Origin of the sequence: Pseudoclavibacter helvolus, assembly GCF_014191305.1 — a bacterium.
Taxonomy (GTDB): Bacteria; Actinomycetota; Actinomycetes; order Actinomycetales; family Microbacteriaceae; genus Pseudoclavibacter; species Pseudoclavibacter helvolus.
On record NZ_JACHWJ010000005.1, the window covers coordinates 374,577 to 399,638 of the forward strand.

29 protein-coding genes are annotated in these 25,062 nt (G+C 68.3%); 14 read left to right on the forward strand and 15 right to left on the reverse strand.

Going from position 1 to position 25,062, the window contains the following annotated elements; all coding sequences use genetic code 11:
- Positions 1 to 18: 18 nt before the first annotated feature.
- Complete coding sequence (locus FHX72_RS16485; protein WP_068478403.1) at positions 19 to 312, reverse strand: hypothetical protein; 294 nt, start codon at positions 310 to 312, stop codon at positions 19 to 21.
- A gap of 343 nt (positions 313 to 655) precedes the next feature.
- On the opposite strand from FHX72_RS16485, the gene FHX72_RS16490 reads away from it, so the two are divergent.
- The 3 genes from FHX72_RS16490 to FHX72_RS16500 are packed head-to-tail and all read left to right on the forward strand — an operon-like array spanning position 656 to position 3,440.
- The gene (locus FHX72_RS16490; protein ID WP_068493852.1) at positions 656 to 1,180 is read left to right on the forward strand and encodes a hypothetical protein; all 525 of its coding nucleotides are present in this window, start codon (positions 656 to 658) and stop codon (positions 1,178 to 1,180) included.
- Positions 1,177 to 2,358, forward strand: coding sequence for a M23 family metallopeptidase (locus tag FHX72_RS16495; RefSeq protein ID WP_183626515.1), 1,182 nt, complete (start codon positions 1,177 to 1,179; stop codon positions 2,356 to 2,358). The genes FHX72_RS16490 and FHX72_RS16495 overlap by 4 nt, the downstream gene beginning before the upstream one ends.
- On the forward strand, positions 2,358 to 3,440 hold the full coding sequence (locus FHX72_RS16500) for an FHA domain-containing protein (RefSeq protein ID WP_183626517.1): 1,083 nt from the start codon (positions 2,358 to 2,360) through the stop codon (positions 3,438 to 3,440). Before FHX72_RS16495 ends, FHX72_RS16500 begins: the two co-directional genes overlap by 1 nt.
- A 56-nt stretch (positions 3,441 to 3,496) precedes the next feature.
- On the opposite strand, the gene FHX72_RS16505 is transcribed toward FHX72_RS16500, so the two are convergent.
- The 3 genes from FHX72_RS16505 to FHX72_RS16515 all read right to left on the reverse strand — a co-directional run bounded on the left by FHX72_RS16505 (position 3,497) and on the right by FHX72_RS16515 (position 4,426).
- Positions 3,497 to 3,766 (reverse strand): glutaredoxin family protein, encoded by a 270-nt coding sequence (locus tag FHX72_RS16505; RefSeq protein ID WP_068478410.1) that lies wholly within the window; start codon positions 3,764 to 3,766, stop codon positions 3,497 to 3,499.
- Between the two features lie 223 nt (positions 3,767 to 3,989).
- A complete protein-coding gene (locus FHX72_RS16510; RefSeq protein ID WP_082775156.1) occupies positions 3,990 to 4,088 on the reverse strand; it encodes a 30S ribosomal protein bS22 in 99 nt (32 codons plus the stop codon).
- 125 nt (positions 4,089 to 4,213) lie between these two features.
- Positions 4,214 to 4,426 (reverse strand): helix-turn-helix domain-containing protein, encoded by a 213-nt coding sequence (locus FHX72_RS16515; protein WP_068478412.1) that lies wholly within the window; start codon positions 4,424 to 4,426, stop codon positions 4,214 to 4,216.
- Positions 4,427 to 4,636: 210 nt separating this feature from the next.
- Between FHX72_RS16515 and FHX72_RS16520 the strand changes: the two genes are divergently transcribed.
- Together FHX72_RS16520 and FHX72_RS16525 are read left to right on the forward strand one after the other, a co-directional pair.
- Complete coding sequence (locus FHX72_RS16520; protein ID WP_082775157.1) at positions 4,637 to 6,094, forward strand: TrkH family potassium uptake protein; 1,458 nt, start codon at positions 4,637 to 4,639, stop codon at positions 6,092 to 6,094.
- Positions 6,087 to 6,755: a potassium channel family protein gene (locus FHX72_RS16525; RefSeq protein ID WP_068478414.1), complete on the forward strand. Its 669-nt coding sequence runs from the start codon at positions 6,087 to 6,089 to the stop codon at positions 6,753 to 6,755. The genes FHX72_RS16520 and FHX72_RS16525 overlap by 8 nt, the downstream gene beginning before the upstream one ends.
- Before the next feature lie 101 nt (positions 6,756 to 6,856).
- Here FHX72_RS16525 and FHX72_RS16530 read toward each other — a convergent pair whose 3' ends face one another.
- The 3 genes from FHX72_RS16530 to proC all read right to left on the reverse strand — a co-directional run bounded on the left by FHX72_RS16530 (position 6,857) and on the right by proC (position 10,759).
- On the reverse strand, positions 6,857 to 8,140 hold the full coding sequence (locus tag FHX72_RS16530; protein WP_183626519.1) for a CPBP family intramembrane glutamic endopeptidase: 1,284 nt from the start codon (positions 8,138 to 8,140) through the stop codon (positions 6,857 to 6,859).
- 134 nt (positions 8,141 to 8,274) lie between these two features.
- The gene (locus tag FHX72_RS16535; RefSeq protein WP_183626521.1) at positions 8,275 to 9,828 is read right to left on the reverse strand and encodes a J domain-containing protein; all 1,554 of its coding nucleotides are present in this window, start codon (positions 9,826 to 9,828) and stop codon (positions 8,275 to 8,277) included.
- Positions 9,829 to 9,919: 91 nt separating this feature from the next.
- Positions 9,920 to 10,759: a pyrroline-5-carboxylate reductase gene (gene proC, locus FHX72_RS16540; RefSeq protein ID WP_183626523.1), complete on the reverse strand. Its 840-nt coding sequence runs from the start codon at positions 10,757 to 10,759 to the stop codon at positions 9,920 to 9,922.
- A 114-nt stretch (positions 10,760 to 10,873) separates the two neighbouring features.
- On the opposite strand from proC, the gene FHX72_RS16545 reads away from it, so the two are divergent.
- Entirely contained in the window at positions 10,874 to 11,173 is a 300-nt protein-coding gene (locus tag FHX72_RS16545) for a hypothetical protein (RefSeq protein ID WP_146077972.1), read from the forward strand.
- 104 nt (positions 11,174 to 11,277) lie between these two features.
- Here the strand turns inward: FHX72_RS16545 and FHX72_RS16555 are convergent, their stop codons facing one another.
- The gene (locus FHX72_RS16555) at positions 11,278 to 11,703 is read right to left on the reverse strand and encodes a nucleoside deaminase (protein ID WP_068478559.1); all 426 of its coding nucleotides are present in this window, start codon (positions 11,701 to 11,703) and stop codon (positions 11,278 to 11,280) included.
- A 115-nt stretch (positions 11,704 to 11,818) separates the two neighbouring features.
- Here FHX72_RS16555 and upp point away from each other — a divergent pair, with 115 nt between their 5' ends.
- From upp to FHX72_RS19495, 4 genes are all read left to right on the forward strand, one after another.
- Positions 11,819 to 12,454 (forward strand): uracil phosphoribosyltransferase, encoded by a 636-nt coding sequence (upp, locus tag FHX72_RS16560; protein WP_068478425.1) that lies wholly within the window; start codon positions 11,819 to 11,821, stop codon positions 12,452 to 12,454.
- A gap of 397 nt (positions 12,455 to 12,851) precedes the next feature.
- A complete protein-coding gene (locus tag FHX72_RS16565; RefSeq protein ID WP_068478429.1) occupies positions 12,852 to 13,547 on the forward strand; it encodes a winged helix-turn-helix domain-containing protein in 696 nt (231 codons plus the stop codon).
- Between the two features lie 150 nt (positions 13,548 to 13,697).
- Positions 13,698 to 14,162, forward strand: coding sequence for a MarR family winged helix-turn-helix transcriptional regulator (locus tag FHX72_RS16570; protein ID WP_068493836.1), 465 nt, complete (start codon positions 13,698 to 13,700; stop codon positions 14,160 to 14,162).
- Entirely contained in the window at positions 14,140 to 14,478 is a 339-nt protein-coding gene (locus FHX72_RS19495; protein ID WP_068478433.1) for an ArsR/SmtB family transcription factor, read from the forward strand. The genes FHX72_RS16570 and FHX72_RS19495 overlap by 23 nt, the downstream gene beginning before the upstream one ends.
- A 13-nt stretch (positions 14,479 to 14,491) precedes the next feature.
- Here FHX72_RS19495 and FHX72_RS16580 read toward each other — a convergent pair whose 3' ends face one another.
- From FHX72_RS16580 to FHX72_RS16595, 4 genes are all read right to left on the reverse strand, one after another.
- Positions 14,492 to 15,607, reverse strand: a complete 1,116-nt coding sequence (locus tag FHX72_RS16580) for a bifunctional 2-methylcitrate synthase/citrate synthase (protein WP_183626527.1) — start codon at positions 15,605 to 15,607, stop codon at positions 14,492 to 14,494.
- A gap of 73 nt (positions 15,608 to 15,680) precedes the next feature.
- A complete protein-coding gene (prpB, locus tag FHX72_RS16585; RefSeq protein ID WP_068493829.1) occupies positions 15,681 to 16,580 on the reverse strand; it encodes a methylisocitrate lyase in 900 nt (299 codons plus the stop codon).
- On the reverse strand, positions 16,580 to 18,115 hold the full coding sequence (locus tag FHX72_RS16590) for an MmgE/PrpD family protein (RefSeq protein WP_068478438.1): 1,536 nt from the start codon (positions 18,113 to 18,115) through the stop codon (positions 16,580 to 16,582). The genes prpB and FHX72_RS16590 overlap by 1 nt, the downstream gene beginning before the upstream one ends.
- Positions 18,112 to 18,792, reverse strand: a complete 681-nt coding sequence (locus tag FHX72_RS16595; protein ID WP_183626530.1) for a GntR family transcriptional regulator — start codon at positions 18,790 to 18,792, stop codon at positions 18,112 to 18,114. The genes FHX72_RS16590 and FHX72_RS16595 overlap by 4 nt, the downstream gene beginning before the upstream one ends.
- Before the next feature lie 173 nt (positions 18,793 to 18,965).
- On the opposite strand from FHX72_RS16595, the gene FHX72_RS16600 reads away from it, so the two are divergent.
- Both FHX72_RS16600 and FHX72_RS16605 read left to right on the forward strand, forming a co-directional pair.
- Positions 18,966 to 20,051 carry an AI-2E family transporter gene (locus FHX72_RS16600; RefSeq protein ID WP_167349976.1) on the forward strand — a complete coding sequence of 362 codons (1,086 nt, stop codon included), beginning with the start codon at positions 18,966 to 18,968 and terminating at the stop codon, positions 20,049 to 20,051.
- A gap of 124 nt (positions 20,052 to 20,175) precedes the next feature.
- Positions 20,176 to 21,387, forward strand: coding sequence for an MFS transporter (locus tag FHX72_RS16605; RefSeq protein ID WP_183626532.1), 1,212 nt, complete (start codon positions 20,176 to 20,178; stop codon positions 21,385 to 21,387).
- A 45-nt stretch (positions 21,388 to 21,432) separates the two neighbouring features.
- On the opposite strand, the gene FHX72_RS16610 is transcribed toward FHX72_RS16605, so the two are convergent.
- The 3 genes from FHX72_RS16610 to FHX72_RS16620 all read right to left on the reverse strand — a co-directional run bounded on the left by FHX72_RS16610 (position 21,433) and on the right by FHX72_RS16620 (position 23,387).
- Positions 21,433 to 21,810, reverse strand: coding sequence for an ankyrin repeat domain-containing protein (locus FHX72_RS16610; protein ID WP_068478444.1), 378 nt, complete (start codon positions 21,808 to 21,810; stop codon positions 21,433 to 21,435).
- A gap of 109 nt (positions 21,811 to 21,919) precedes the next feature.
- Positions 21,920 to 22,831, reverse strand: a complete 912-nt coding sequence (locus FHX72_RS19840) for a helix-turn-helix domain-containing protein (protein ID WP_221186996.1) — start codon at positions 22,829 to 22,831, stop codon at positions 21,920 to 21,922.
- Positions 22,832 to 22,871: 40 nt separating this feature from the next.
- Positions 22,872 to 23,387, reverse strand: coding sequence for a DUF1990 family protein (locus FHX72_RS16620; RefSeq protein ID WP_183626534.1), 516 nt, complete (start codon positions 23,385 to 23,387; stop codon positions 22,872 to 22,874).
- A gap of 144 nt (positions 23,388 to 23,531) precedes the next feature.
- Between FHX72_RS16620 and FHX72_RS16625 the strand changes: the two genes are divergently transcribed.
- Together FHX72_RS16625 and FHX72_RS16630 are read left to right on the forward strand one after the other, a co-directional pair.
- The gene (locus FHX72_RS16625; RefSeq protein ID WP_183626536.1) at positions 23,532 to 23,897 is read left to right on the forward strand and encodes an META domain-containing protein; all 366 of its coding nucleotides are present in this window, start codon (positions 23,532 to 23,534) and stop codon (positions 23,895 to 23,897) included.
- Positions 23,898 to 24,006: 109 nt separating this feature from the next.
- Positions 24,007 to 24,987: a beta-ketoacyl-ACP synthase III gene (locus FHX72_RS16630; protein WP_068478565.1), complete on the forward strand. Its 981-nt coding sequence runs from the start codon at positions 24,007 to 24,009 to the stop codon at positions 24,985 to 24,987.
- Positions 24,988 to 25,062 lie beyond the last annotated feature (75 nt).

The following is a 25,062-nucleotide window of genomic DNA, read 5'->3' on the forward strand; positions in this document are numbered from 1 at the left end:
TGGTGCTCGCCAACGCCGTCAGACGAAGAAGCCGACGAGGCTCGTCGCGGCAGAGATGATGATGACGCCACCGAGCGCCATGCCGATCTTCCCTGCGTGCTCGCCTCCCTCGCCCCTGCGCGATTGGATCGCCATCATGGTGCCGGCGGCGATGAGACCGAGCACGCACACGGCGAGCCCGATCCACTTCACCCAGCCGAGCAGCGTCGTCAGCCCCTCGGTACCCGGAGGTTGCACGGGGTCGGGGTCGGGCAGCGTCGACAAACGAAGTGAGGCGTCGAGAAGCAGTTCAGCGAGTGCGGCGGTCGTCATGTTCAGTGGTCTCCTGTCGAGATGATGGCGTGAGAGCGCGCGCCGGAGAGCGGCCCCGCGCAGCGCGAGGTCGGGCCGCTACCGGCGTCGAACCGCGAGCGCTCGAGTCAGCTCGCGGTGCGCCGTGGCGTGCCGTGAGCCGGGCAGTGGCGTGAACCGGTGTGCTGACTCCCTCAGATCGGTCGTCTTCGCTGCACACCAGCTCGGCTCAGGAATGGACTCTACGCACGACGAAGGTGGCCTCAGAGAGTTATCCACAGCCTTGATCCACGCCGTCCCGAGCGACCTAGATTGGGGCTCGCCGCGGCCGAACTGCGGCGGGAAGGGGGTGCCTGTGCGCCGGATGACCACCGCGATCGCGGTTGCTGCGCTTGCCCTTTTGCTGTGCGGATGCACGCCGGACGATGGCCCGTCGCGAGTACCGAACGCCGAATCGCAGCCCCAAGCAGACTCGCCGCTGCTCGCTCAGGGCTCGCGGGACGAGCACATCGAGGCGGAGGCCCCGGAGCCCTCGCCGACACACGACGCCGAGTCAGACGCCGAGGCCCTGACCGTCGCATCCGCCGCCCTGACGGCTTACCTTCAACGCGATCTGCCCCAGCGGACCTGGCTCGAGGGGTTGGAACCCCACCTCACTCCGGCAGCAATCGTGGCCCTGAGCTCGGTCGACCCGGCGTCGATCCCAGCGGTGTCTGGGCCAGGGGCACCGGGGCCAGAGCAGCTCGTGCTGGTTCGCGACGCAAGCGGATACCTCGCGAGGGTGACGGCGGAGACGGGGGCGGGCATCTACCTGCTCGTCCTCGTACGCCAGGGGTCAGCACCGTGGCTCGTCAGCGAGATCGTGCCGCCAGAGGAGCGCAGCGCATGAGCTCACGACACGCGCTCTGGTGGTGCCTCGCGGTCGTAGTCCTGCTCGCACCCGGCTTGCTCGTCGGCGCGCTTGTCGCCGCAACTCTCGCCAGCAGCTCCCTCGCGAGTGTGGCAGCGTGCGCAACCTCGGGCTTCTCGCTCGCCTCGCCTCCGTTTGGGCTGGCCCAGGGGTCCGCTGCGGACGCCTCCCTACCTGCCGACCCGGCCACAGTTGGCAGCCTCACCGCGAGCACCGTCATCGACGGCGAGCCCGTCGAGTTCTCCGGTGCGCAGCTCACGAACGCGGCCCACATCCTCGTTGCCGGACGGGATGCCGGCTTCGGGGTGCGCGATCAGGTCATCGGCGTGATGACCGCGATCGGCGAGTCAACGCTGCACGTGCTCGACCACGGCGATGCGGCTGGCCCCGACTCGCGAGGCCTCTTCCAGCAGCGGGACAACGGCGCGTGGGGAAGCCTCGCCGACCGGATGGACCCGCGCATCAGCGCGAACAACTTCTTCGCCGCACTGCTCGCCGTGGCCGAACGCGATGCGCTGACGCCGTCAGAGGCGGCCCACCGCGTGCAGGGCAACGCCGACCCGCAGCACTACGCGAAGTACTGGCAGGCGGCCGTCACCGTGAGCGAGACCATCAGCGGCTCGAGCACCGGCCTCGGAGACGGCGCGGTCGCATCCGTAGGCGTCGCCGCGGGCGCCGGGAACGGGTGTGCGCCCGGGAGCGCCTCCGCGTCAGTCGGGGTCGGCGCGAGCGCGTCCGTGAGCCCAGGCGGTTGGGCATCCCCAGGTTCGGGCGGAATCACGGACACCTTCGGGAACCGGTTCCACCCCACCGAGCTGGAGTGGCGGATGCACAACGGCATCGACCTGGCGGCCGGCGGCTGCGGCGGTCAGATCTGGGCCGCCCAGGCGGGGACCGTCGTCGAGGCGGCACCCGACAGCTCAGGCAACGGGACGATTCGAATCGATCACGGCGGGGGCCTCGTCACCAAGTATCTGCACATGGAGGCGGCCGGCTACCTCGTCGGGGTGGGGGCGATCGTCGTCGCGGGCCAGCAGATCGGCGTCACCGGCACGAGCGGGCAGTCGACGGGCTGCCATCTCCATTTCGAGGTGCTTGTCGACGGCGGCAGAGTCGATCCGCTTCCTTTCCTCGCGGCTCGCGGGGTGGGGTACTGATGGCGAGGCGACGCACGCGAGGCGCACCTGAGCCGGGCACAGCCGTGCCCACCTGGCCTCGAATCACGGCAAGCCTCGAAGGCAACGGGCGAGGGGTGTTGTCCTGGAATTCGGTCACGGATGAGATCTCCGCGGACTCCAGAGACGAGGCATACGCGGCCATCCTCGCGCGATGCACGCGACTCGCTCAGACGATCGGGCGCCCCGTCCGGCTCGAGCTGCAGGACGGCAACCGTATGCGGGAGCTGGCGGTCTTTCCGTCAGGGGCAGTGCAGCCCATCGATGGCGACGGCGTGCCAGAGCACGCCTCCCTGGACGGAGCCGAGCCCGCCTCCTCCACCTCGCTCGCCGAGGTGAATTGGCTGGCCCCGGTTACCGGCGTGTGCCGCGCCTGCTCCGCTCCCGCGAGCGCAGCCGAGGTGCACTGCCAGGGATGCGGCGTTGTGGAACCGCTCAGCCGAAGCGGCGGCGGCCCTCAGTTGAGAGCACAAGCCATGCAGAGCAAGGCCGGCGTCGTCGAGCATCCGCGCTCCGGACGACGCGCGCTCCGTCAAGGCACCGAGCAGACCGCCTCGACCGTGCCGACGCCTACACGTACGTCCGACCTCGCTCCGAATCCCGCGCCCCCGCTATCGCCAGCGCTCCAGCTGGCTTCCACGCCGGCGCACACGCACACGCATGCCCCCACACCCACATCCCCACCCACACGACGATCGCGTCGCCGCGAGCAGACTCCGACGGACGCACCCCGTGCTCTGGTCATCGAGTTCGAGGACGCGTCGCGCGCGGTGCTCTCCGGCAGCGCGGCGGTCGGCCGTAACCCGTCGCCCGTCGACGGCCGCATCCCGGTCCGCGTCGGCAGCCGGGACAACACGGTCTCACGCACACACGCCCTTGTGGACCTCGACCATGCCGGTCGCATCCTCGTCACGGACTACCACTCGACGCACGGCGTGCACCTCAGCGGCAGGCGCACCTCCACGTTCTCGCCCGGTGTCGTCTACCGCGTGCCAAGCGGCGCGGAGCTGCGGCTTGGCGACGTCGTGTGCCGCGTCAGCACCGAACCTGCGCGCGCGAGCTGATCCGTCCAGTCACACAGCGGCCCGCTCGACCGACCGACCACGCTCATCGCTCCGCCTCAGGCCTGAGCTGAGGCAGCCGCGACGACGGCGGCATCCAACCGCTCAGCCTCCACGAACCACTGCGAATGCTGCACCCCATCGACCAGAACCACGGGGATGAGCTCGCCATACTGCCGCTGCAGCGCCTCGTCGTCGAGGATGCTCAGCACCGTCAACTCCGCACCGCGGCGGGCCGCGACAGCCCGCACGACGGGCTCGGCGTCCTCACACAGGTGGCAGCCCGGCTTGCCGAGGAACGTGACCTTCGGAACTCTCGCATCCGTCATGCCCTCGATTCTCGCAGGCGCCACGCAAGCGAGAGCGGTGTAGTGGTCGTCAAAACGCGCAGGGAGCGACCACAAGTCCGCTCTCGGCCAAAGCCAGGGCCAGGGCACTCTTAGCCAGAGCCAAGCCGTCCCCAGGAAGACAAGCCCGCTCGCCCCGCAGCAAACCCACGCCTTAACGCAGAAAACGCCTGACCCGAGGGCCCGGCGCTCTGCGTCGTCGCGACTACTTCTTGTTGCGACGCTGGTGGCGAGTCTTACGAAGCAGCTTGCGGTGCTTCTTCTTCGCCATGCGCTTGCGGCGCTTCTTGACTACTGAACCCATAGGAACATCCTTTATCTACAAGTACGAGGTGCGCGCAGCGGTGGGCTGCGGCATCGCTGGCGTCAGCTTACACGTCACCCGCCGGTAACCCTGTGTCCAACGAAAGACCCAGGGGCCAACGAGACTCAGGCCGTGTGCTGACCGAGTTCGTCTCCGCGGCCGGACTGCTTGATGGCTTCGGAGACCGCCGACTCGGGCACCCGGAACGAGCGGCCGAAGCGCACCGCGGGAAGTTCACCGGAGTGCACAAGTCGGTACACCGTCATCTTCGAGACCCGCATGAGTTCTGCCACCTCGGCAACGGTCAAGAACCGCACATCAGACAGGTCGTTTGCCATGTGTTGCAGCTCCAAGGTGACGGATGATCCGCGCGTTACGGAAGTGAAGTGAGTGTCAGTTGAATACCTTATGGCCCAGAGCACTGCAGAAACAAGGTGCAGAGCCAATCATCCTGTGCCACGGATTCGCGATTCCACCCGCGAGGAGTAGCATGACCGACGCCTCGCGCACGTGAGGCATCGACAACTGTGCTGTGAATTGGGGATGTGATGCGCACTCCGCGGGCCTCGAGCATCCCCGCACCCGTTGACACGGATGGGCTGCTTCGGCGCATCGTCTCGGCCGTCGGTCGGAAGATCGACGACTTCGCACACCACACGCCCTCACGGTTCGCCGTGATCATCTTCACGAGCATCATCCTGCTCTGGACGACGATCTACATGCTGCCGATCTCGTCGGCGGACGGAACTGTGACGCCGTTCCACGAGGCGCTCTTCACGGCCGTCTCCACGATCTGCGTGACGGGGCTCTCCGTCGTCGATATGGCGACCCACTGGTCCGGCTTCGGCCACTTCATGGTGTTCCTGGGCATGCAGGTCGGCGCGATCGGCGTGCTCACGCTCGCGAGCATCATGGGCGCGATCGTGACGCGGCGCCTCGGCCTGAGGCAGAAGCTCGTCGCGGCGAGCGACAGCAACGCCCTGCGCACGCACGCTGGCCCCGTCTCGGAGTCGCAGGCCGTGAAGCTCGGCGACATCGGCGGCATCCTCACAACCGTCGCGATCTCGCTCGTCATCATCGAGACGTGCATTGCCCTCCTCATCATCCCTCGCCTCCTCATCGCGGGCGAGCCCCTGTGGGACGCGATCCTCGACGGCTTCTTCTGGGCGACCTCGGCCTTCACCAACACGGGCTTCATGCCGACGAGCACCGGCATCGAGCCGTTCGCGACCGACGCGTGGATGCTCACGTGCCTCGCGACCGCCGTCTTCCTCGGCAGCCTCGGCTTCCCCGTCATCTTCGCCCTCACGCGCTGGGTGAAGACGAAGCAGCGCATCTCGGTGCACGTGAAGCTGACCCTGTCGACGACCGTCCTGCTCTTCGTCCTGGGCGCGGTGGCGATCTACTTCCTCGAGGGCGATAACCCAGAGACGATCGGCGCGCAGAACCCGTGGTTCCGGCCCGTGACGGCCGGATTCATGTCGGCCATGACGCGCTCCGGCGGGTTCTCGACGATCGACCTCGCAGACGCCGACCCCGCCACGATGCTCGCCATGCAGATGCTCATGTTCGTTGGCGGCGGCAGCGCATCCACGGCAGGCGGCATCAAGGTCACGACGCTCGCCATCCTCTTCCTTGCGGCGTTCGCCGAGGCGAAGGGCGTCAACGACATCCAGGCGTTCGGCCGCCGCATCCCGAACGACGTGCTCCGCCTTGCGGTCAGCGTGACGCTCTGGGGCGCGACGATCGTTGCCGTCTCGTCCATCTCCCTCATGCACTTCGCCTCGGTTCCGTTCGACGAGGCGCTCTTCGAGGCGATCAGCGCGTTCGCGACCTGCGGCCTCTCGACGGGCCTCACCGGTGATTTACCGGAGCAGGGCGCGTACATTCTCTCCATCACCATGTGGCTCGGCCGCGTCGGCACGGTCACCATGGCCGCAGCCCTCGCTTCCAGCGAGCACAAGCAGCTCTTCAGGCTGCCTGAAGAAAGGATCATCGTTGGGTGAGCCGATTCCACACAATGCGCCGGTGCTTGTCATCGGCCTCGGCCGGTTTGGCGCTGCGACTGCTGGCCAGCTGCAGCGTCAGGGCCGCGAGGTCCTCGCGGTAGACACCGACGAGGGGCTCGTCCAGAAGTGGGCGGAGCGGGTGACGCACGCCGTGCAGGCGGATGCGCGCAACATCGAGGCCCTGCGGCAGATCGGCGCGCACGAGTTCGCGGTCGCCGTCGTCGCCGTCGGCACCTCGCTCGAGTCGAGCGTGCTCGTCACGGCCAACCTCTCCGACCTGAAGGTGCCGCAGATCTGGGCGAAGGCGATGTCGGCGACGCACGGCAAGATCCTCGGCCGCATCGGCGCGCACCACGTCATCTACCCGGAGCGCGAGGCAGGCGAGCGCATCGCGCACCTGCTCTCGGGGCGGATGCTCGACTTCATCCAGTTCGACGACGACTTCGTGCTCGTGAAGCTCTACCCACCGAAGGCGATCCGCGGAGTGCCGCTCATGGAGTCTGGCGTGCGCACCAAGTACCGCGTGACGGTCGTTGGCGTGAAGAGCCCCGGGAAGCCGTTCACCTACGCGATGGCTGACACCGTGGTCTCGAACCACGACCTCGTGATCGTGTCCGGCTCGGCCTCCGACGTGGAGCGCTTCGCCGCGCTCACGTAGTTCTTCCCCACTCAAGCACCATCGCTGCCTGTGTTTCGAACCTCCCGCTTGTCGGAGGGTTCGAAACTCAGGCAGCGTTTGTGCACTCGGGATGCTCGGCGCTAGTCGCGGGGTTCGGGCGGCGGCGAGTAGGGCGGCTGCTGGGGAGCTACGGGCGGCTGCTGCGGCTGACCGGCTCCCTGGCCGTACTGCTGCCCAGGCACCTGCTGGTGGGGCTGGGAGTATTGCTGCACCTGGGTCTGGCCGTAAGGCTGGCCGTGGGTCTGGCTCGGCACCTGACCGTAGGGCTGGCCGGGAGCCTGGCCGTAGGTCTGCATGGGCTGCTGCGCCGCCTGCTGGGCGAGCTGCGCCTGCTGCTGCGCATACACCTCGTATGCAGCTCGGGCCTCCTCCTCGCGACGCTGCTTCGCGGTAACGAGCGGGGCCGTCGTGGTCTCGATGCCTTCCTTCTTCGCGCGCCAGATGACAAACGCTGCGACGACCGCGAGGAACACGGCGGGGATGAGCATGATCGGCCCGCCAGCACCTGCGGAGCGGTCGATGCCCTCGCTGAGCTGGCCCGTCAGCACGGAGGGGATGAACAGCATGACGTTGTTCGAGGCGTGGATGAGCACGGCGCTCTCGAGGCCACCCGTGTACTTGACGGTGACCGACATGATGACGCCGAAGAAGAAGTAGTAGCCGATGAGCCACCAGTCGCCTGCGCCGTGTGCGAGGCAGAACAGTGTCGCCGAGACGGCAGTGCCGATGACAAACGACAACTGCGGCGATGACACCCAGGAGCCGGCCGCCCGCTGGAAGCCGCCGCGCGCCACGTACTCCTCGGACGCCGCCTGGAACGGGGTCGTAAGCAGCACGAAGACGAGCATGAGGATGGCCGTGCCGTCGACGTTGACCTCGGCGGGCTCGAGCAGGAAGAGCGCCGCCGAGTAAACCGCGAAGACCGGGACGATGACCAGCGCGAGCTTGCGGAACCACGCCCAGCGGAACCTGCCGGCGACCGACGAGATGGTGCCCGGCTTCACGCCGAAGAGCATGCGCTGGCCGAGGTACGCAAGCGGCAGGAGCGCCGCGAGCGCGAGGTTGTTGGTGACGAAGATGGCGGGCGTCATGGGGATCACGCCGGTCTCGACGGCTTCGCCGAGCGCTTCCTGGGTGAGCTCGCCGGTGAGCGTGGAGATGAGGATGCCCGCGGCGCCGATCGTCATGGACGTGACGAAGAACCCGGCGATGAGGAACACGATGAAGAGGAGGCCCCTCCACCATCCCTTCCCACGCCCGATCGGGCTGAGTGCGTGGTCGTAGGTGAGTCTGCTGCTGCCGGTTGGCTGCGCGGTGAGCGGAGCACTGCCGGTCGGGGTCGGAGTCATGCTGTGGTTGCTCATGCCTCGACGCTACTCAGCGGGGGATGCCCGGGGATCGGCCGCAGGAATGATTCCGCCCCTGCGCCGCTCGGCTGCGCGGCGGAGGCGAGCCCAGAGCCGAGGCCGGAGCTGGAGCCGGGCTGCTGCGGGATGCGTCAGCGCTTGTGGGCGACGAGGTCGCGCAGGAGGAGGCGGTCGACTCGGTTGCCGTCGCCGGCCAGCCAATCGCCGACCTCGCGCAGCAGGGACTCCGTGGTGGCGAGGCGGACTCGCTGCCAGGTGAGCGCGTTGTCGACCTCGAGGGGGCCCTCTCGTTCCGCGACGACCGTCATCCAGCCTCGAACGGCGGACATCTCGCCGAACAGCTCGTGGAACCGTTCGACGGCGTGCGGGAACTCGGCGGCCGGCGACGAGAAGGCGACGCCGTCGTGGGTGAGCTCGCCGTCGCGCGAGATGCCGTACGTGCCTGGCGCCCAGAGCTCGTCGTTGATCAGCGCAACCCTTCGTCCGCTGATGACGGCGTGCGCGATCGTGCCTGAGCTCTGACCTGGCAGGCGCAGCCCGTGCAGGATGCGCACGCCGGGGATCCGGAGGAGCTGGGCGAGCGGTTCGCCGACCGATCGCTGGGCGAGGAACGCGCGCATGGGATTCGTGCCGCCGGCCGTGCCGCCTGCATCCATCGCGGTCTGACCGGGCTCGCCCCAGACCCGCTTGCCGTCGCCCGCGGGCGGGGCAGACTCATTCGCGAGCTGCACAAGCAGCCGCTCGCGCGTGACCGCGACGCGGCGCTGCGTGAGGCTCGACCACGCGAAGTAACCGGACACGGCCGCGGTGAGGTAGATGGCGGCCTGGGTCAGGAGGCTCGCGAAGGCCGGGTTCTGCATGCCCGCCGTCGTCGCGAACAACGACATGACGCCGAGGGTCGCCGACAGGACGCCGGCCACGATGGCGATCACAAGCGTCGCGAGCCAGAGCACGAGAGCCCAACGCTGCGCGCGCACCCTCAGCCGGAGCGTCAGCCAGGCTGCGCTCAATGCCACGTAGAAGAGGACGGCGGGCCACATCGTGGGCTCTGTTCCCGTGCCGAAGGTCGGCACGGTGAGGCGGGCGAACGAGAAGTCGAGCAGCAGCAGGAGCGCGCCGATGAGGACGATCGCGGCGTGCACGGAGACCGCCGTCAATTCGCGGCGGGTGAAGGCGCGCTTCGCCGCGACAGCGGGCGGCCAATAGACGGGCTGCTCTTGCCAGCGGGTACGGAACCAGGCCATGCGCCGGACGTCGAAGACCTGCGCCGGAATGCGAGCGGGTGGCGGGGCGTCACGCGTGGCCGGCTCGGCGTGGGCGCTGCGGCGCGGCGCGGAGGCTGTGGAGTCTTTCGACGCACCGGAACGAGGGGGCGTTCGGAAGCGACCGCCACCTCCGGCCGAGCGTCTGCTGGTCGGCGCCCACTGGGTTCGCTGCTGCGAGCGCACGCGGCGCGAGCCGCCACCGGCGAGCCAAGCGTCGTGCTCTCGGCGGGTGGTCTCGTCCGTGAGCACTTCGACCGCGAGGCGCACTCGGACGAAGTCGTCCGAGCTTCCGCCGAGGTCTGGGTGCGACTCGCGTTGCCTCGCACGCCCGACCCTGCGGATCTCTTCGAGGGACGCGGTGCGGGAGATGCCAAGCACGAGGTACAGGTCTTCCGTGAAGACGTGCCTCCGACCGCTCATGGCCGCCCCTCCCGCTGCTGGTTCAAGTTCCCAAGACTACGCACCGATCGCACCGTCACCCGTCGCCGTGCGGGAGAAGCCGAGCGTGCGTTCAGGAGTTCTCGGCCGCGAGTTCCGCCGAGCGGCGCTGGTTGGCGTCGAACGCCCGCTCGAAGAGTCCCGCGAGATCCGCGTCCTGCAGCACAGCGACGGAACGCTCAGTTGTGCCCTTCGGGCTCGTCACTCGGCGGCGCAACTCGGACGGCTCCGTCTCCGGGTCGCGGACGACCATGCCAACGGCCCCCTCGAACGTGCCGACAACAAGCTGCCTCGCGAGGTCGTCGTCGAAGCCCAGCCGCTTCGTCGCGTCGAGGTACTGCTCGATGAGCAGGAAGACGTGCGCTGGCCCAGAACCCGAAACTGCCGCGAGCGCGTCGATGCGGTCCTCGTCGATGGTCGCGACGCGACCGACGCTCTCGAAGAGCGCAACCGCGACGGCGAGGGACGCCTCGCTTGTCGAATCGTTGGCGGCGAGGCCCGTGACGCCGAGCCCGATGCTCGCGGGGGTGTTCGGCATTGACCGGACGATCTGGGCGCCGCCTGGCAGCCGGGCCGCCAGGCTCTCGAGGCGCACGCCGGCAGCCACCGAGATGACCACGGCGTCCGGCTTGATCGAAGCGGCGATCTCGTCGAGCAGTTCGCCGATGAGGTAGGGCTTGACGCCGAGGACAATCACGTCTGCGTCTTCGACCGCGACCAGGTTCGCGCGCGGGTCGTTCTCGAGCGCCGTCGTCGTGACTCTGTCGTCGGTCTCCGCCGCGGCGGCCGAAGCTGCCGACCTCGTCGTGACACGCACGCGTGCCCCCTCGCCGAGGGGCGCAGCCAGCAGCCCGCGCAGGATCGCGCCGTTCATGTTGCCGCCGCCAAGGAACGCGTATGTCAGTGCCGTCATACCCGGATTGTACGGATGCACCACCGACAGTCTCCGAATGCACCATCTGCTCTGAGAGCCGTCAGGGTGACCTCGGTATGCTGGCCCTTACTCGTCGCCGTCGAAGGGGAACTCGTGCCGAATCCGGAACTCGCCGCACACATTCGCGAACTGCTGCTCGAAAACCAGCACGTGGGTGAAGTGCTCCAAGTGCGCAGCGTGGAAGTCGACGACCGGGTCACGCTCGTCGGCGTACGTGTCTCGGTGCTGAACCTCCCCCAGGTCCTCGACCTTCCTCCCGTGCTCGCGCAGCTCCGCGCTCTTGTACGCGAGGCCGCCCCGCACGCCGAGGCGATCTTCGTCGAGCCAGATGTGACGGAGCGACACAACGTGCACGTGAGCACTGAGTCGATCGTCATCCGCTCGGTCGACTAGGCCAGCACCGACGACGAGGCCAGCTCGGTCGACGAGGCCAGCTCGGTCGACGAGGCCAGCTCGGTCGACGAGGCAAGCTCCGTCGACGAGGAGGCGAGCGAGCCTCAGTCCCGGAAGAACCCGCGCACAAGCGCCGCGCACTCGGCTTCGCGCACGCCCGCGATGACAACGGCGCGCTCCGGCAGCCGCCGGTCACGCACGAGGTCGTAGCGAGACCCGACTGCGCCGGCCTTGTCGTCCCAGGCCCCGTAGACGAGCGTCGCGATGCGGGAGGAGAGGATCGCTCCCGCGCACATCGCGCACGGCTCAAGGGTGACCACAAGCGTGCATCCGTCGAGTCGCCAAGTGCCGAGCCGCTCGGCGGCGCGCCTCAGGGCAAGCACCTCTGCGTGGCCCGTGGGGTCACCCGTCAGCTCACGCTCGTTGTGCGCGGTGGCTATGACAACACCGGATGCGTCGGTCACGACCGCCCCGATGGGCACGTCGTCACTCGCGAGCGCCAGCTCGGCCTCGCCGAGGGCGATGCCCATCAGCTCGCTGAAGCGATCGTCGACGTGGAGTGACACGCTGCCATCTTCCCACTGCGACCGCATCGGGCTGTCCGAATGTCACCGGGATGCCTCCGGCTTCGTTACTCTGTATTTCATGCGCCTGCACGTAGCCGACCACCCGCTCATCACCCACAAGCTCTCGGTGTTGCGGGATGAGAAGACTTCGTCGCAGCAGTTCCGCTCGCTCGTCGAGGAACTGGTGACGCTGCTCAGCTACGAGGCGACGCGCGACGTCCGCACGGAGTCGTACGAACTGCAGACCCCCGTCGCGAAGACGACCGGCCTCCGCATGACCGACCCGGTCCCGCTCGTCGTGCCGATCATCCGCGCCGGACTCGGCATGCTCGACGGCTTCCTGAAGCTCGTCCCGAACGTCGAGGTCGGCTTCCTCGGCATGCGCCGCAACGAGGAGACACTGCAGCCGGAGACCTACGCGAAGCGTCTTCCGGAGAACCTGGCCAACCGCCAGTGCTTCGCGCTCGACCCCATGCTGGCGACAGGGGGTTCACTTGTAGCTGCAATCGACTTCCTCTTCGACGCGGGTGCCGTCGACGTCACGGCCATCTGCATCGTCGCTTCCCCTGAGGGCATCGAGCGGATGCGCGAGGCCTTCGCCGACAAGAACGTCACGGTCGTTGTCGGGGCACTCGACGAGGGCCTCAACGAGGAAGGCTTCATCGTGCCGGGCCTCGGTGACGCGGGCGATCGTCTGTACGGCGTCGCGGAATAAACTTCGCGTCACCTGTTGACATGTGCCGTCACGAGGAAACATACTGGCGGCATGACGAACCACTCGCGAACCCTGACCGCCTTTTCGGCGACGGGAACAGCTGGCGTGATGATGCCCAGCAACGCGATGTGCTGTCGAATGTGCCGCTGACTCCGGATCTCCTCCGTCGAGTCGCCGCATTCTTCGCCCCCTTCTCTCGTGAAGCTCTCTCTCGTGAAGAAGGACGCCTGCGCCCCTTGGGCCAGCGTGGTCGAAGCGCCCTCTGCTTTCCCAAGCACTGCGCTTCACCGCATCCCGCCGGGGCTCCAGCCCCTCGGCACCGTTCGCGAACCGTCGCGAACCGCACCCGCTCACAGTCGGGTGTCATGAGCATCATCACCTCAAAGGACTTCCACCCATGTCTCTCGCAACCGACTTCCGCCGCCCCCGCACCCTGAATGCCGTGACTCAGATTCCTGAAACCCCCCGCCCCGCCTACGTCCAGGCGGTCCCCGCCGCGCCTGAAGCGCGCGGCTTTGTCCTCTACGTCGGCCTCGATGAAGCCAAGGCGAACCTCGACGGGACGACGCTCACCGAGCTCGTCGAAGCGCTCAAGCGCGTCACCGCCGAAGTGGCCCCGCACGCCGAGACGCACGCTGCCGTCGCGCTCGCCCCGAAGGGCGCAGGAGGCCGCGACGTGGAAGTCGTCCGCCTCGCTCTCCAGGACCCGCAAGCGCTCGCCGCCCGAGGTGTCGAGGAGGACGACCAGCCAGACTCCGCCGAGGGTGTCACGATCGACACGACCCGCAAGCGCGTGAGCGTGTCTGGCGAGAACGCCGGCCTCACCTACAAGGAGTTCGAGCTGCTGCAGGCACTGGTGCTGCGTGAGGGCCGCACCGTCGACCGCACGGAGATCATCGACATCCTCTGGCGAGACAGCGACGAGGAGCGCCCGAACGAGCGCACCATCGACGTGCACGTGCGTCGCCTCCGCTCGAAGCTCGGTGCGTACGGCGATATCGTGCGCACGGTACGTGGCACCGGCTACCGTTTCGACCGTCACGCTGACGTCGACGTCCTCTACCCGAACGCGCAGTCTCCCGACCGCCTCTGAGCCGCTGGAATCGCATCACGGGGACTGTTCTCCGCATAGATCTCCAGCGATTCGGGCAGTCCTGCCCGTTCGTCGCGCCGGATTCCGTTGCTGGATGTACTGGCCAGTACACTCGACGGAAGCTGCCGAGACGAAGAAGTTGGAGGCCCGATGATGCCGACGAGCAACCCAGTGGAAGCTTGGGAGTCGCTCTTCCGCGCGCAGGTCTCGATCATGCGCGAATTGCGCGGCGGGTTCTCCAGCAACTCGATGTCGATGAACGAGTACGACGTGCTCTTCAACGTCATCCGCGAACCGCAGGGACGCATCCGCCTGCGCGACTTGAACCGGAACGTGCTCATCACCCAGTCTTCCGTGTCGAGGCTCGTCGACCGGCTCGTGCAGCGAGGGTTCCTCGTGAAGATCGACGATCGGCTCGACCTCCGCTCGACGCTCATCGAGATCACACCGGACGGCCGCGCTGAGTTCACGCGTGCGGCGCGCACCCACATGCGCAACATCCAGGAGCGGATGACCGGCGCACTCGATCCCGACGAGCTGCGCACCCTGCAATACCTCTGCACGAAGCTCCGCCTCGGGCAGGCTGGCGGGCGTGGGCGTGACCACGACGCCTGAGTTCGCGTGGGCCGGTGACCCCTCCCAGGCCCCGCTCGACGCGGCCGCCGCGAACGGGCTCGCACACGGCCTCCAGGTCCTCGCCGACCCGACGCGGCTGCGCATCCTCTCGCTCGTCGCGGCGAACCCCGACCGGCCGACGACCGTGACCGAGCTCGTCTCTGCACTCGGATGCGCGCAGTCCACGGCCTCGCACCACCTGCGGATCCTCGTCGACGGCGGTTACCTGAGCTACGAGCGCAGCGGAACGTGGGGGCTGTACCGCCTCGAAGCGCAGAAGCTCCTCGAGACGGCCGCCAGTATCCGCCCCCGCTGAGTCGCTCCGACCCTCAGCCCTCCAGGTGACGCTCGTCGACGCCGTTGTAGACGGCGAGCGGGCGGATGAGCGAGTTGGCCGCCGCCTGCTCCATGATGTGAGCCGTCCACCCGGTGATTCGGGCCGCAGCGAAGAGCGGCGTGAAGGTCAAGGTGTCGAAGCCCATGAGGTGATAGACGGGGCCGGCCGGGTAGTCGAGGTTCGGCTTGATGCCCTTGCGCTCGCCGAAGCTCTTCTGCAGCACCTCCGAGAGTTCGAGCAGGTCGTGCCGGTCGTAGTGCTCGACGAGGCGCTCGAGGGCGGCGTGCATGGTCGGGACTCGTGAATCGCCGTTCTTGTAGACCCGGTGCCCGAACCCCATGATCTTCTTCTTGCTGGCGAGCGCATCGTCGAGCCACGCCTCGACGTTCGCGGCCTCGCCGATCTCGTCGAACGTGTGCATGACGGCCTCGTTCGCGCCACCGTGCAGGGCGCCCTTGAGCGCGCCGATCGCGCCGACAACGGCCGAGTAGAGGTCGGCCGTTGTCGAGGTGATCACGCGGGCCGTGAACGTCGAGGCGTTGAAGGAGTGCTCGGCGTAGAGCACCATCGAGACGCGGAACGCGTCGACGACCTCGGGGGCCGCCTCCTCCCCGAAGGTCATCCAGAGGAAGTTCTGCGAGTAGTCGAGGTCGTCGCGGGGCTCGACGAGCTCGAGCCCGTGCCGGCGACGCTGGTCGTACGCGACGATGGCGGGCAGCGCCGCGAAGAGGGCCTTGGCCTTCGCGAGTTCAGCCTCGGGAGAGGGGTCCTCGGCGTCCGGGTCGTTGGCGCCGATGACGCTCACCGCCGTCCGCACGACGTCCATGGGATGCGCGCTGGTCGGCAGCGCGTCGATGACGGCACGCACGTTGCCCGCGAGCGCACGGCCAGCCCGCTCCTGCGTCACGAACGCCGCGAGCTCGTCTTCGCTCGGCAGCTCGCCGCCCCACAGCAGCAGGGCGACCTCCTCGAAGCTCTTCTGCCCCGCGAGCTCCTGCACCGGGTAGCCCCGGTAGAGCAAGGAGTTTGTCTCCGGGTTGACCTTCGAGATGGCGCTGTAGTCGACGGGCACCCCTGCGAGCCCCTTGTAGATCTCCTGCTCAGTCATCGTTGACCTGGTCTTCCTGTGATGTGTCCTGGTGGGACTGTGATGTGTCCTGGTGAGACGGGTGCTGCGGTTGTCAGCGTTTGACGGTGAAGTTGAACACTCCGCTGTCGAAGTGGTTATACCCCTCGTAGTCGACAAGTTCGTACAGCTCAGAGCGGTGCTGCATCTCGTCGAGCTTGCCGGTGAGGGTTCCGTGCTCGATGAGTTCGTCGAGCGCGCCGGCCGTCGCCCCCATGGAGATGCGGAGGGTCGAGACGGGCCAGATGACGAGGTTCATGCCGACATCGGCGAGCTGCTGCACCGTGAAGAGCTCGCTCTTGCCGAACTCGGTCATGTTGGCGAGCAGCGGCACGTCAACGGCGGCGCGCATCGCGGCGAACTCCTCGAGCGTCGCCATCGCCTCGGGGAAGATCGCGTCGGCGCCGGCGTCCACGAGCTTCTTCGCGCGGTCGATGGAGGCGCCGAGGCCCTCGACGGCGCGGATGTCGGTGCGGGCCATGACGAGGAAGTTCGGATCGCGCCGCGCATCCACCGCCGCCCTGATGCGCTTGAGCGCCGTCTCCTCGTCGACGACCTGCTTGCCGTCGAGGTGCCCGCAACGCTTCGGGTTGACCTGGTCTTCGATGTGCATTCCGGCGAGGCCCGCGTCTTCGAGCTCCTGCACCGTGCGGGCCACGTTCATGGGCTCGCCAAAGCCCGTGTCGGCGTCGATGATGGCGGGCAACTCCGTCATGCGGGCGATCTGCTTGCCGCGGCCGGCGACCTCGGTGAGCGTCGTGAGGCCGATGTCCGGCAGACCGAGGTCGGCCGAGAGCACGGCGCCTGAGATGTAGACCCCCTCGAAGCCCTTCTGCTCGATGAGGCGGGCCGAGAGCGGGTTGAAGGCGCCGGGGAACCGCAGCAACTCGCCGCTCGCGAGGCTCGCGCGGAAGGCGGCGCGCTTGTGGGCTGGGTTGGTCTTGGCGTACAGCATCAGAAGATTCCTCCGCCCTCGTTGAACTCGACGACGCCGGGCAGCGCGACGAAGCCGAGCTGGCCGAGCTCGCCCGGCGCGAGCTCGGGGAGGCGCTGTGCGGTGTCGAGGAAGCGCTCGATCTCGTGGTCGTCCACGACCCCCTCCGCGAGGGTGCGGAACTTGCTGATGTACTCAGCCCGGGCGAACGGCCTGGCGCCGAGCGGATGGGCGTCGGCGACCGCGATCTCGTCGCGGATGACGGTCCCGTCGGTGAGACGGATCTCGACGCTCCCGCCGAACGCCTTCTCGGCGATGTCGAGCGAGTGGTACCGGCGGGTCCACTCCGGGTCCTCCTCGGTCACGACCCGCTTCCACAGCTCGACCGTGTCCGGTCTCGCCGCGCGCTCCGGCGCGTACGAGCCGACGTGGTGCCAGGCACCGTCCTGCAGAGCGACCGTGAAGATGTACGGGATCGAGTGGTCGAGCGTCTCCCTGCTCGCAGTCGGGTCGTACTTCTGCGGGTCGTTGGCCCCCGAGCCGATCACGAAGTGCGTGTGGTGGGAGGTGCGGATGAGGATGCGCTCGATCTGGTCGGGGGCCGTGACGAGCTGAGGGTGGGCGTTGTGGAGCTTGCGGGCGAGGTCGATCCAGGCCTGCGCCTGGTACTCGGCCGAGTGCTCCTTCGTGTAGCTGTCGAGGATGGCGGTCTTCGCCTCGCCGGCCGCGGGGAGCGGAACCTGGTAGCGAGCATCCACGCCGCCGAGGAGCCAGGCGATGACGCCGTCCTCACCCTCGTAGATCGGGGTCGGGCTCGTCTGTCCGCGCATGGCGCGGTCGACGGCCTCGACCGCCATCTTGCCCGCGAAGGCCGGCGCGTGCGCCTTCCACGTGGAGATCTCGCCCTTGCGCGACTGCCGAGTCGCGGTGGTCGTGTGGAGCGCCTGCCCGACCGCCTGGAAGATCGTCTCGGCGTCGAGGCCGAGGAGTGTGCCGATGCCGGCCGCGGCCGACGGGCCGAGGTGCGCGACGTGGTCGATCTTGTGCTCGTGGAGGCAGATGGCCTTGACGAGGTCGATCTGGATCTCGTAGCCCGTCGCGATGCCGCGCACGAGCTGCTCACCCGAGATGGCGCGCTGACCCGCGAGGTGCTGCGCCACGGCGAGGATCGGCGGGATGTTGTCGCCGGGATGCGAGTAGTCGGCGGCGAGGAACGTGTCGTGGTAATCGAGCTCGCGCACGGCGACGCCGTTCGCCCAGGCTGCCCACTCCGGGGAGGTGCGCTGCGCATCCTCGAGCCCGAAGAGCGTGGAGCCCGCACCGTGGCGGGAGACGCCGTGAGCAAGGGCCTGGTCGCGGGCGGCGACGATCGGGGCGCGCGTGAGCGACGCGGCCGCGACCGCGGCGTTGTCGATGACGCGGTTGATGACCATGTCGGTCACCTCGGCCTGCACCGGCACGGGGTCGGCGGCGACCTCGGCGATCTTCCAGGCCAGCTGGTCGCGGCGCTGCAGGTTCTCGTCGCTGCGGTGGACTCGGACGTCGTGGAGGTTCACGTGGAGAGGATCCCTTCGGGAGCAGTTGGCTGGGGTGCGCTCGACTGCAGTGAGGCGAGCGCCGTGGTGAGGCTGCGGTGCAGGTGGAAGTGGGTCGCGTGGGACGCGAGGCGGGGGTCGCCCGCGAGAATCGCGTCGACGACACTGAGGTGCTCGCTGGCCGCCTCGCGGAGGCGCTCCGGGTTGTGGCTCGAGAGCCTGCGCACGCGCGAGGAATGGAGTCGGCACGACTCGAGCGCCACGCTCAGGTACTCGCTCGCAGCGGCCTCATCGATGGCGCGGTCGAGCGCATCCACGAGCTCGAAGTAGTCGGCGACGCCCTCCTCACCGAGTTCGAGCAGGCGATGGGCGTCGAGGAGGCGGGTGCGGATGCGCTCGAACACGTCGGCGCCTCGGCGCATCGCGGCGAGGGCAGCGGCCTGCGTTTCGAGCGCCTCGCGGAGCTCGTAGAGCTGCACGACCCGCTCGGCGCTGATCTCGGAGACAACCAGGACGCGCGGCGACTGGCTACGGACGAGGCCGTCGGCGAGGAGGCGCGTGAACGCACCTCGGACGGGCGTGCGGGACACCTCGAGGCGGCTGCCCTGTTCGACTTCCGTCAGCACAGCGCCCGGCGTGAGCACGCCCGCGAGGATCTCTTCGCGGAGCACTGCGTACACGCGATCGCTGGCGAGCATAGAACCCCCTCGTTCGGACACGTCCCAATGTATGCACTGACCGCCGATTGGGCAAGATTTCACCAGGTATTACCAGCTTGTGCATACATAACCGCGTGGCTCGAAGGTGCCCTAACCTTGGCGAGCAGACGCTCTCCCGGGCGAGCGCACCCCCTGTTGCCGAGGAGGCACCGATGTCCGACCCATCCCGACCGGCAATGGCCAAAGTCGCCGCCGACCTGTTCCGCAGGAACCCCGTCATGTGGGGGTTCTCGGTCGCGATCGGGCTCCTGCTCGCGGCGCTGCTGGCGACGACCGTCATCCAGCTGCAGTCGGTGGTGCTCTCCGTGTTCATCGCGTTCTTCATCACGCTGGGCCTCGACCCGCTCATCCGCCTCCTACAGCGTTGGGGACTGAAGCGCGGCATGGCGATCGTGTCCGTGATCGTCGTCTTCGTGCTGATCGTCGCCGGGCTCATCTGGGTCGTCGTGCCAATCCTGGTCAGCCAGATCAGCACCCTCGTGACGACGGTGCCGCAGGAGATCACGCGCCTCAACAACGAGGGATGGTTCGACATCGTCAATGAGGCGACCAACGGTGCCGCGACCAACGCGCTCGACTGGGCGCAGAAGACAGCGACAGACCCGAACACGTGGGCAACCGTTGGCGGCGGCGCGGTGCAGGTCGGCTCGTCGATCGTGAACGGTGTCAGCACGGGCCTCTTCGTCTTCATCCTGACGCTCAACTTCATCGCGACCCTCGGGGGCATCAAGAAGGCCGGCTACTCCCTCATCAACGCCTCGGTGCGGCCTCGCTTCGAGGAGTACGCGGAGCGCATCATGGCCTCCGTCGGGTCCTACCTCAACGGCATGGTCGTGCTCGCGTTCATCAACGCAGTCTTCAGCGGCCTGCTGCTCTGGATCGTGGGGGCTCCGTACCCGTTTGTCATCGCCGTGATCTGCTTCTTCATCACGCTCATCCCGCTCATCGGAACGATCATCACGACGATCTTCATGACCGTCATCGCGCTCTTCGCCTCCCCCATCGCCGCGCTTGTCGTGCTCGTCGCAATGCTCGTCTACATGCAGGTCGAGGCGTACATCCTCACGCCCCGCGTCATGTCCAAGGCGGTCCAGATCCCCGGCTCGCTCGTGCTCATCGCGGCGCTCGCCGGAGGCACGCTCCTCGGACTCGTGGGAGCACTCGTCGCGATCCCGATGGCTGCCGGTGTCGTGCTGCTCGTGCGCGAGGTCGTCATTCCGCGCAAGGCGCGCAGCTGACCCACAGAAGGGCCAGGTTGCTGGGCGATTAGGCGACCGGGAGACGCTGAAGGCCGGACGTTCGGTTACCTCCCGCGGACGAACGGTCAACCGCGGGAGGCCGTCGTCGGCGAGGCTTGAAGGCATGACCACCGGAACCATCCCCACCGTCCCTGCGACGCAGACCCCGCAGACGCAGATTCCCCCGAAGACGGCGTGGGCCGCCATCGCGGCCATGATGGCGACGAGCTTCGTGCTTGTCCTGGCCGAGTTCCTGCCACCGAGCCTCCTGCCATCAATGGCCGCCTCGCTCGGGATCACGGAGGGGCAGGCCGGCCAGACGGTGACGGTGACCGCGTTCATCGGATTCCTCACGGCCCCAACGATCGGCATTCTCGTCCCCCGACTCGACCGCCGAACCCTGCTCGTGATCCTCGCGGGGGCGGCGGCGCTCTCGAGCGCGATCGTCGCCGTAGCTCCCGGGTTCGTGCTGCTGCTCATCGCGCGCCTGCTCCTGGGCGCGGCGCTCGGCGCGTTCTGGGCCATGTCGATCGCCATCGCTGCGAGCCTCTCAGAGCCCCGCCACCTCGGGCGCGCCATCATGCTCGTCAACACGGGCACCACCGTCGCAACCGTCGCCGGGGTTCCGCTCGGGAGCTACCTCGGCACGATCATGGACTGGCGCCTCATCTTCGCGTGCGTCGCGATCGTGACTGTGCTCGTCGCCGTCGCCCTGCGCATCGCCCTGCCGCACGTGCCCCCGACCGCGTCCAGCGGCGGCCTGCGCTCGCTCGTCGACACACTCCGCGTCCCCGGCATCCGGTTCGGCCTGACTGGGCACATCCTCACCGTCCTCGGACACTTCGTCGCATTCACGTACATCCGCCTCGCGATCGACCGCGTGCCAGGGCTGGATAGCGTCGGCGTCGCCGCGCTGCTCGTCGCCTTCGGCATCGGCGGGGTCGTCGGCAACTTCCTCGTAGGCCTCCTCGTCGACCGCCACCTGGCCGTGCTCCGCTTCGCCGTCCCGCTCCTCATCGGCGTCTCGATCGGCATCGTGGCGCTCGCGCCTGGCCAGCTCTGGCTCGTCGCCGTCGCTGTCACCACGTGGGGCATCGGCTTCGGCGGCTGGCTCACAACGCTCGGCACCTGGATGGGCCGGCTGGTGCCAGACCGCATGGAGTCAGGCGGCGGCCTCTCCGTCGCGGGCTTCCAGCTCGCGATCACCCTCGGCGCCGGCGTCGGCGGCCTCCTCATCGACCTCATCGGGGTCACGCCCGCGCTGGTCGTCGCGTCCGCGTCGGCGATCGTCGGCGGCCTCATCTTCGGCAGCGCGCGCTTCCCGGGCCGCAGCTGAACGACCCGTCCGATCGCCCTGGGCGGGGTCACCAAGGCAGGGCGGTCAGCCCAGCAGGTGTCCCTGCCCGAACATCTCAGCGGTCGCGCGCGCCGACGGCGTTCCTGCATCGAGGTCGGCACCAGCCGCCTGAAGCATCCGCACGATCTCGTCCTCGCCCTTGAAGAGGGCACCCGCGATGGGCGACTGGTCCCGCGCGTTGCGCAGGTCGACGTCGGCCCCGCTTCGGATGAGCGCCTCGACGGTGCCGGGGTGACCGCTGTACGCGGCGAGCATGAGCGCGGTGTTGCCACCCGCATCCTGCAGGTCGACGGGCATGCCCTGGTCGATGAGCTCCAGCAGGGTCTCCGTCTCCCCGCGACGGGCACAGCCCATCGCGAGTTCTTGCAGCGCCACCACTTGTTCGGGGGTCAGTTCGGGCATGCCAACAGGGTATCCGCTCGCTCGTGGCGCATCTCGAACGCCAGGCTCGACAAGCGCCTGCCCCGCACCGCAGAGGTCGAGCCGATGCGCGCCCGGAGCTAGCCATTCCCTAGCGCTTCCCTAGCGTCGCCCGCGACCTGGCCTCGGCGCGCCACCGGCCAGGCGTCGTGCCGGTGTGACGCTGGAAGGCACGACTGAAGCCGGCCTGCGACTCGTACCCGAGGCCGCTAGCGACTGCGGCGATCGTCAGCTCGCTCCGCAGCAGCATCCCCTTCGCCGTCTCCATGCGCACGCGCGTGAGGTAGCCGATGGGGGTCTCACCGACCGACTCCTGGAAGCGCGCCGCGAAGACCGAGCGGGACATCCTCGCCACGCGCGCGAGCTCGTCGAGGGTCCACGGGTTCCCCGGCTGCTCGTGCAGCGCCTCGAGAGCTGCCGCGAGCTGCGGCTCGGCGACGTCGCGCAGCCAGCCTGCCGGCGCGCATCCCGCCTCGTTCCAGGCCCGCAGCGCCGTCGACACGATCGTCGTCGCGATTCGGCTACAGATCACCGCATCCCCGGGACGGGAGTGCGCGTCGCCTGGGGCCCCGCCGACCGTCCAAGCGCACGCCATGCCGTCGATGAGGGCGACCATCGACGGCTCCTGCACCGCGAAGTCACGCACCACCAGCAGAGCGGGCAGCGTCTCGGCCGCGGAGTGCGCGAGCTGAGCCTCCTCGAAGCCGACATCGATGAGCTCGGCGCGTTCCGTCGCCAGCATCGAGGTGGTGTGCCCGCGCGGGAAGAACACGAGGTCGCCCGCCGACAGCTCGACGCTTGATGCCCGCGGCGGAAGCTGGGAACCCACGAGCCTCACGATGCCGCCGAAGACATACACGAACCCGGGCCCCGCGTGCTGCCGGGCGAGCGACTCACCCGCAGCGAGCTCGTTCCGGTGCGATCCGACAAGCGTCCATTCGAGGGACGCGAGGGCGCGATCGAGGGCATCGCTCGGGGGTGCGTGCAGCGTCGTCGTGCTCACGTTCAATCGAACGCTCGACGGCTGGTCCTTGTTCCGCGGCTCACCGAAGAGCGCGCAGGTACCGCCACCTCACCACGAGCTGCGCGGCCCGCAGCACTGGATAGAGCACACGCCAGGGACCAGAAGGCGCTGGCCGAGTCAGCGAGCGAATCGTGAACTCGACACGACCATCCACCCTCCGCACGACAAACGCCTCCTCTCCGCTGACGGGGTGGCCAGGCAGCGTGCGGTACGCGAAACCGACCCTGTCCGGCTCCTCGACGACGGCCACGACCTCGACGGGCTCCAGGATGCGCACGCCGCCCCAGCCCGCCACGATCGTCTGACGCGCCCCCACCGCCGTCGGAATGTGAGCCGGATGCACCTCGAATCCGCTGCGGGTCTTCACCCGCCACAGCAGCACATCCGCCGCCGCTCGATCCCAGAGCGCATCGCCCTCGCCGAGCACCACCGTCTTCTCGAACCGCCTGAAACCGCCCGCGCCGGACTGCCAGGCGTCGCGCGGCCACACCTCGAGGTGCGGCCGCGTGAGGGCCCGCTCTTGGTTCGTCGGCATAGCCCCAGCCTGACACCCTCCGCTCCGTCTCGGGATGGGCTCCACACTTCGGGATGCCTTGCAACCCATAGGGAAGCGCGAGAAGCATCCGGAGAGCCCGGCTGTCGCTACGATGTGGCCATCCCCTGAGCATCGGAGCCCCTCGTGAAAACACTCGGCGTCAGCATCGCAGTCGCGGCAGCAACGCTCCTGTTCATCACCGGATGCGCAGGGTCACCCGCATCCGCAGCCGGCAGCTGGGGCACGCCAGACTCGAGTGGTCAGGGCGAACCCGGCCTCAACCTCTCCGACGATGGCAAGGTCACGGGCAACGACGGCTGCAATCGACTCATGGGCGACTGGACCGAGACTGACGGCAAGGTCGAGTTCGGGGCACTCGCCTCAACGATGATGTTCTGCGAGGGCGTCGACACGTGGCTCGTCGGTGCAACGGCAGCCGAGGTCGACGGCGATTCCCTCGTGGTCTTCAACGAAGCAGGCGACCAGATCGGGACGCTCCCCCGCGGCTGATATCAGTCCCAACGCACGTCGTCATGGCGGGGCAATCCGGCGAGCCCGCACGCTCCGAATACCCCCACAGAGACAACCACTGACCGGAGGGTAGGATTCTGCGTTGATCATGCTTTCCTTCTCCCAGCCTCAGCCAGTGCACTCGCGCATCGTCGGAGTCGGCTATGAGTCGCCAGAGCGCGTCGTCACAAACGACGAGTTGTCGCTGACCCTCGACACGAGCGACGACTGGATCACCTCGCGTGTCGGTATCCGCGAACGCCGACTTGCCGCAGACGGGCAGAGCGTCACCGACCTCGCGGCCGCTGCAGGCGTCAAGGCGCTGCTGTCAGCTGACGTGCATGGCACCGACATCGACATGGTCATCGTTGCCACGATGACCGCGATGGACCGCTCGCCTTCGACGGCCGCGCAGGTCGCGGCCCGCATCGGCGCAACCCACCCCGTCGCGTTCGACCTCAACGCGGCGTGCGCCGGCTTCTCCCAGGCGCTTGCCGTCGCCGACCAGGCCATCCGGGCTGGCTCCGCGAGCCGCGCGCTCATCATCGGGGCCGAGCGCATGAGCGACTTCATGGACTGGACCGACCGCACCACCGCCATCCTCATGGCCGACGGTGCAGGCGCCGTTGTCCTCGAGCGCAGCGAGACCGCAGGCGTCGCCCCCGTCGCCTGGGGGTCGCAACCCGAGCTCGGCAACCTGGTGCGCATCCAGCAGCCATCTGGCCGCTTCGAGCAGGAAGGCCGCAGCGTCTTCCGCTGGGCCATCACGCAGGCGCAGCACGTCGCCATCGACGCCCTCGCGAAAGGCGGAGTGCGCGCGGATGAGCTCGTCGCGTTTGTCCCGCACCAGGCGAACCTGCGCATCATCGATGCCCTCGGCAAGCAGCTGGGACTCGCAGAAGAGGTCGTCGCACGCGACGTCGTCTACTCGGGAAACACCTCGGCCGCATCCATCCCGATCGCCCTCGCGAAGCAGGTCGAGGCCGGCGTCGCCGAGCCTGGCGGCCCCGCGCTGCTCCTCGGATTCGGCGGCGGCTTCTGCTACTCGGGCCAGGTCATCGCGTTCCCCGAGGTCCGCAACCCCGCGTAGCCACCCAACGGAGTCTGCGGATGGGTTCCTCACCTCCGGATGGGTTGCAAGCCATCCCGAGATAAGAAATCCATC

Coding starts and splice junctions, on each gene's coding strand:
- FHX72_RS16485 (WP_068478403.1), bottom strand. CDS start 312: ATGACGACCGCCGCACTCGCTGAACTGCTTCTCGACGCCTCACTTCGT.
- FHX72_RS16490 (WP_068493852.1), top strand. CDS start 656: ATGACCACCGCGATCGCGGTTGCTGCGCTTGCCCTTTTGCTGTGCGGA.
- FHX72_RS16495 (WP_183626515.1), top strand. CDS start 1,177: ATGAGCTCACGACACGCGCTCTGGTGGTGCCTCGCGGTCGTAGTCCTG.
- FHX72_RS16500 (WP_183626517.1), top strand. CDS start 2,358: ATGGCGAGGCGACGCACGCGAGGCGCACCTGAGCCGGGCACAGCCGTG.
- FHX72_RS16505 (WP_068478410.1), bottom strand. CDS start 3,766: ATGACGGATGCGAGAGTTCCGAAGGTCACGTTCCTCGGCAAGCCGGGC.
- FHX72_RS16510 (WP_082775156.1), bottom strand. CDS start 4,088: ATGGGTTCAGTAGTCAAGAAGCGCCGCAAGCGCATGGCGAAGAAGAAG.
- FHX72_RS16515 (WP_068478412.1), bottom strand. CDS start 4,426: ATGGCAAACGACCTGTCTGATGTGCGGTTCTTGACCGTTGCCGAGGTG.
- FHX72_RS16520 (WP_082775157.1), top strand. CDS start 4,637: ATGCGCACTCCGCGGGCCTCGAGCATCCCCGCACCCGTTGACACGGAT.
- FHX72_RS16530 (WP_183626519.1), bottom strand. CDS start 8,140: ATGAGCAACCACAGCATGACTCCGACCCCGACCGGCAGTGCTCCGCTC.
- FHX72_RS16535 (WP_183626521.1), bottom strand. CDS start 9,828: ATGAGCGGTCGGAGGCACGTCTTCACGGAAGACCTGTACCTCGTGCTT.
- proC (WP_183626523.1), bottom strand. CDS start 10,759: ATGACGGCACTGACATACGCGTTCCTTGGCGGCGGCAACATGAACGGC.
- FHX72_RS16555 (WP_068478559.1), bottom strand. CDS start 11,703: ATGGGCATCGCCCTCGGCGAGGCCGAGCTGGCGCTCGCGAGTGACGAC.
- upp (WP_068478425.1), top strand. CDS start 11,819: ATGCGCCTGCACGTAGCCGACCACCCGCTCATCACCCACAAGCTCTCG.
- FHX72_RS16565 (WP_068478429.1), top strand. CDS start 12,852: ATGTCTCTCGCAACCGACTTCCGCCGCCCCCGCACCCTGAATGCCGTG.
- FHX72_RS16570 (WP_068493836.1), top strand. CDS start 13,698: ATGATGCCGACGAGCAACCCAGTGGAAGCTTGGGAGTCGCTCTTCCGC.
- FHX72_RS16580 (WP_183626527.1), bottom strand. CDS start 15,607: ATGACTGAGCAGGAGATCTACAAGGGGCTCGCAGGGGTGCCCGTCGAC.
- prpB (WP_068493829.1), bottom strand. CDS start 16,580: ATGCTGTACGCCAAGACCAACCCAGCCCACAAGCGCGCCGCCTTCCGC.
- FHX72_RS16595 (WP_183626530.1), bottom strand. CDS start 18,792: ATGCTCGCCAGCGATCGCGTGTACGCAGTGCTCCGCGAAGAGATCCTC.
- FHX72_RS16600 (WP_167349976.1), top strand. CDS start 18,966: ATGTCCGACCCATCCCGACCGGCAATGGCCAAAGTCGCCGCCGACCTG.
- FHX72_RS16605 (WP_183626532.1), top strand. CDS start 20,176: ATGACCACCGGAACCATCCCCACCGTCCCTGCGACGCAGACCCCGCAG.
- FHX72_RS16610 (WP_068478444.1), bottom strand. CDS start 21,810: ATGCCCGAACTGACCCCCGAACAAGTGGTGGCGCTGCAAGAACTCGCG.
- FHX72_RS16620 (WP_183626534.1), bottom strand. CDS start 23,387: ATGCCGACGAACCAAGAGCGGGCCCTCACGCGGCCGCACCTCGAGGTG.
- FHX72_RS16630 (WP_068478565.1), top strand. CDS start 24,007: ATGCTTTCCTTCTCCCAGCCTCAGCCAGTGCACTCGCGCATCGTCGGA.